Source organism: Synechococcus sp. R3-13 (assembly GCF_047462195.1).
Lineage (GTDB): Bacteria > Cyanobacteriota > Cyanobacteriia > Thermostichales > Thermostichaceae > Thermostichus.
Genome location: NZ_JANSIO010000101.1, coordinates 1 through 2,468, shown reverse-complemented (window position 1 = coordinate 2,468; position 2,468 = coordinate 1). Strand labels below are relative to the sequence as shown.

The following is a 2,468-nucleotide window of genomic DNA, read 5'->3' as shown; positions in this document are numbered from 1 at the left end:
CCAGCTTTCTGGGGATCATGCTGTTCGGCTGGGAGCGCGTCCCGCCGGTGATTCACTGGATCTCGACGATCCTGGTGGCCTTTGGCGCCAACTTATCCACCTTTTGGATCCTGACGGCCAACTCTTGGCTGCAGACGCCGGCAGGTGGCGTGTTCGTCGATGGGAAATTTGTGGTGCGGGACTACCTGCAAGCTATTGTCAACCCCTTCATGGTCAACAGCTTTCTGCACATGTTTTTTGCCACCTTGGAAACCTCTTTGTTTGTTATCGGTGGCATCAGTGCCTGGTACATTCTCAAGCGGCGGCACAGCGAGTTCTTCTCCCGCTCCCTCAAAGTGGTCTTGGCAATGACCCTGGTGGTCGCCCCTTTGCAGGTGTTCGTCGGCCATCTGAGCGCGGAGCAAGTCTATCGCTATCAGCCGGCCAAGCTGGCGGCCATGGAGGCCCAGTGGGAGACGATCCCTGCCGGCGAGCGGGCAGACTGGAGCCTGTTGGCTGTGCCCAACGACCGCGAAGAGCGCAATGAGTGGGAGGTGAAGATCCCTGGCGCGCTGGGCTATCTGCTGGAGTTCAAACCCAGGCTGGATCGACCCATTCAAGGGCTCAAAAGCTGGGATCCCCAAAATCGTCCCCACATGGTCGGCCTGATCTACTACTCCTTCAGAACGATGGTGGCCATTGGTCTTTTTCTGGCCGGGCTTGTCGGAGTTACCCTTGTGCAATGGCTGAGGGGCAAGCTCTCAGTGGAGGCCCTTTCTCAGCAAAAGTGGCTGATGAGAGCTTGGATCTTCGCAGCACCCCTGGGATACATCGCCGTTGAAACCGGTTGGATCGTCCGCTGTGTGGGTCGGCAGCCCTGGATTGTGTATGGACAACTGCGCACGGTGGAATCGGTTTCGCCCCTGCCGGCAGGAGAAGTGCTGTTTTCTCTGGTTGGCCTGACCGCGTTGTACACTGTGTTCTTCGTTGCCGCTCTCTACTTTGGCAGCCGCATCATCCGCGAAGGGCCAAACCTGGAGTTGCCCGCCCCTGTCCCGGCAACGCAGCCGGTGATCGTGGTCGAGCCTGCCCGCCACGAGCCAGATCGCCGTCCTGCAGAAGCTCGGTAGCAGCAGTTTGGTAGCCATCTAACTGGTGACTCCAAGTAGCAACAGGGCAACGTAGCAGGCCCATTCCCCACAGCAGTGAAACCCTTCGCTACGTCAACTCCCAACTTCCCTTCCCTAGAGGGAGAGGGACTGGGGATCGCCATCGGGAACTGTCTCGCACTGGTCAGAAATACTCAAAGCAGAGGGAACAGCGATGGAATCTTTTGAGCCTTTACAGCGGTTTCTGCCCCAGGTTTGGTTTTTTATCCTGGGCCTATTCCTATTTCTCTACGTTCTGCTGGACGGGTTTGATCTGGGAGTTGGTATCCTCTCCCTGACGGCCTCCAGCGAGACGCGGCGCAGCATTCTCATGACCAGCTTGGGCAATGTTTGGGATGCCAACGAGACGTGGCTGGTGTTGATGGGGGGATCCCTATTTGGATCTTTTCCTCTCGCCTACGCCACCATTCTCAATGCCCTCTACATACCCTTGGTGATCATGGTGGTGGGCCTGATCTTGCGGGCCGTTTCCTTCGAGTTTCGGGAAAACGCCGACAACAAGTTGGTGTGGAACCTGGCCTTTGGAGTGGGCAGCTTTTTGGCAGCCTTGGGCCAGGGATTTGCCTTGGGCAGCGTCTTCGAAGGGATCCGCGTGGACGAAGCCGGCCACTTTGCCGGCAGCCCCTGGGATTGGCTGACCTGGCGCACGCTGTTGGTGGCTCTTACTTTGATCCAGGGCTATGTGTTAATCGGCTCAGCCTACCTAATCGTTAAGACCACCGGCGAGCTTCAGGAAACCTACTACAAGACGGCAACCATCGCCACCTGGACAACTTTACTGGGGGCAGTGTTTATCACCATCAGCACTCCTATCATGTCCGAGCAGGCGCGTGCTCAGCTCTTCTCGCCTCCCCTTTTCTACATCTTTGCCGCCATTCCGGCGCTGGGGCTTTTGTTTGTGGCGTTGTTGCTGCGCAGCCTGCGCCGGCGGGAAGAAAATAGCGTTTTGGTTTACACCTTTTTGATTTTTGCACTTTCTTTTGTCGGCTTGGGGTTCATGGTCTTCCCCAACATCATCCCCCCCAGCGTCACCATCTACGAAGCAGCAGCCTCCCCCAGCTCGCTGGTGTTTATGCTCACCTTTATTGGCTTTCTGATCCCGGTTATCTTGTCCTACAACATCTACAACTACGTGGTGTTCCGGGGCAAGATCGTGGTGCAGGAAGTGGCGGCGGAAGAGGCCAAAGTTCCAGAGGCAGTTTAAGCTGGCCTGAGGATGCAGCAATAACCCCGCCCGGTGATGGGCGGGGCAATTTTTTAGGTGCAATCGAACGTCTACAGAGAAAGGCTGATACATTTACGCTGAACACTGCTGAGCAT

Annotated in this window: 2 protein-coding genes; both read left to right on the top strand. The window is 56.7% G+C overall.

What is annotated here, in order from left to right:
• A partial coding sequence (locus NW856_RS03405; protein ID WP_414399088.1) for a cytochrome ubiquinol oxidase subunit I occupies positions 1-1,109 on the top strand: 1,109 nt, incomplete at its 5' end.
• A 193-nt stretch (positions 1,110-1,302) separates the two neighbouring features.
• Entirely contained in the window at positions 1,303-2,352 is a 1,050-nt protein-coding gene (cydB, locus tag NW856_RS03400) for a cytochrome d ubiquinol oxidase subunit II (RefSeq protein WP_414399087.1), read from the top strand.
• Positions 2,353-2,468 lie beyond the last annotated feature (116 nt).